Annotated in this window: 2 protein-coding genes; one reads left to right on the top strand and one right to left on the bottom strand. The window is 72.4% G+C overall.

Features of this window, described 5'->3' with window-relative positions; all coding sequences use genetic code 11:
- Window positions 1-53 precede the first annotated feature (53 nt).
- The gene (locus ACWGB8_RS38450; RefSeq protein WP_452218296.1) at window positions 54-566 is read right to left on the bottom strand and encodes a DUF4245 domain-containing protein; all 513 of its coding nucleotides are present in this window, start codon (window positions 564-566) and stop codon (window positions 54-56) included.
- Between the two features lie 236 nt (window positions 567-802).
- On the opposite strand from ACWGB8_RS38450, the gene glpX reads away from it, so the two are divergent.
- A complete protein-coding gene (glpX, locus tag ACWGB8_RS38455) occupies window positions 803-1,840 on the top strand; it encodes a class II fructose-bisphosphatase (protein ID WP_452218297.1) in 1,038 nt (345 codons plus the stop codon).
- Window positions 1,841-1,929 lie beyond the last annotated feature (89 nt).

Below are 1,929 nucleotides of genomic sequence, written 5' to 3' on the forward strand. Positions count from 1 at the left end.
GGCCCCCGGAGAAGTCTCCGGGGGCCCTGTCGCACGTCCGGGCGGGCCGGCGGCTACTTCAGCGCCGCCGCCAGCTCGGCCAGCTCCTCGTACGAGGCGGTGCCGGTCACCAGCGTGGTGGCGCTTCCGCTCGGCACGACCAGCGCCCGGGACTTGGCGCCCTGCACCCGCTCCCAGCTGCGGCCCGCCACCTCGGAGGCGCCGTCCGGCTTGCCGCCGGCCACCTTCGCGTCCAGCACGTCGTCGCGGGCGGCGTCGCTCTGCTCGACCGCCGCGTACTGGCCGGCCGGGGTCACGAAGCCCAGGTGCCAGACCGCGGGGCCCTTGCCGCCCTGCGGGGCGGTGTACTTGACCGAGGTCGCCCGCCACTTGGCGGACAGGCCCTCGGGCACCAGCAGCGGGTACGGCGCGGCCCGCTTCGCCGAGGCGGCGGCGACCCGGTACTCGACGACCTTCACGCCGTCCCCGTCCGCGTCGTGCGGGAGGAACAGGTACCCGACCCAGACCACGACACCGACCGCCAGCATCGACAGGACCATGTCCCGCACCGACTGCCGACCCCTCATGCCCCTGCTCTCTGCTGCCACCCCCACATGGTGACCCATCCGCACGTCGGCGCCCGCACCCGGGGTACCCACGGACGGGTGAACCAGGGCAAACCGACCCGAAGCGACGAGGGGTGGCGACCCGCGCCACAGACAGTCATCTCAAGGGCAGATACGATCGCAGGACCCTCACCACGGCGTTCGACCAGGCAGTAGTCGAGCGCTCACTGGCCGTCGCGTACAGAGAGGTAACGACGATGACCACCCACCCTCACGGGCTCCCTCGATCACTTGAGGTCGCCCCGGAGGCTCCGGACCGGAACCTCGCCCTCGAACTCGTCCGCGTCACCGAGGCCGCAGCCATGGCCGCCGGCCGCTGGGTCGGCCGCGGTGACAAGAACGGCGCGGACGGCGCAGCCGTCAAGGCGATGCGCACCCTCGTCTCCACCGTCTCGATGAACGGCGTCGTCGTCATCGGCGAGGGCGAGAAGGACGAAGCGCCGATGCTCTACAACGGCGAGCGGGTCGGCGACGGCACCGGCGCCGAGTGCGACGTCGCCGTGGACCCGGTCGACGGGACCACGCTCACCGCCAAGGGCATGAACAACGCCGTCGCGGTGCTGGCCGTCGCCGACCGCGGCACCATGTTCGACCCCAGCGCGGTGTTCTACATGGACAAGCTCGTCGCCGGCCCCGAGGCCGCCGAGTTCGTCGACATCACCGCCCCGCCGGCCGTCAACATCCGCCGGGTCGCCAAGGCCAAGGGCAGCGCCGTCGAGGACGTCACCGTCGTCATCCTGGACCGCCCGCGCCACCAGGGCCTGGTCAAGGAGATCCGCGAGGCCGGCGCCCGGATCAAGTTCATCTCCGACGGCGACGTCGCCGGCGCCATCATGGCCGCCCGCGAGGGCACCGGCGTCGACCTGCTGATGGGCATCGGCGGCACCCCCGAGGGCATCATCGCGGCCTGCGCCATGAAGTGCATGGGCGGCGTCATCCAGGGCCGCCTGTGGCCGAAGGACGACGCCGAGCGCCAGAAGGCCCTCGACGCCGGCCACGACCTGGACCGCGTGCTCACCACCGACGACCTGGTCAGCGGCGAGAACGTGTTCTTCGTGGCCACCGGCATCACCGACGGCGAGCTGCTGCGCGGCGTCCACTACCGCCAGGAGACCGCCACCACCAGCTCGCTGGTCATGCGCTCCAAGAGCGGCACCATCCGCGAGATCCACTCCACCCACAAGCTCTCCAAGCTGCGGGCGTACAGCGCGATCGACTTCGACCGCGCCAACTGACGGCGAGCGGCGGCCCCGACCGGGCCGCCGCACCACCCGTCCACGGCAGCACCGGGCGCGGCCTCGGCGGAATCCCCCTCCGCCGAGGC

This window comes from Kitasatospora sp. NPDC054939, from assembly GCF_053610105.1.

Excerpts from the sequence above, each read along its gene's own strand:
- ACWGB8_RS38450 (WP_452218296.1), bottom strand. The coding sequence starts at position 566 with ATGAGGGGTCGGCAGTCGGTGCGGGACATGGTCCTGTCGATGCTGGCG.
- glpX (WP_452218297.1), top strand. The coding sequence starts at position 803 with ATGACCACCCACCCTCACGGGCTCCCTCGATCACTTGAGGTCGCCCCG.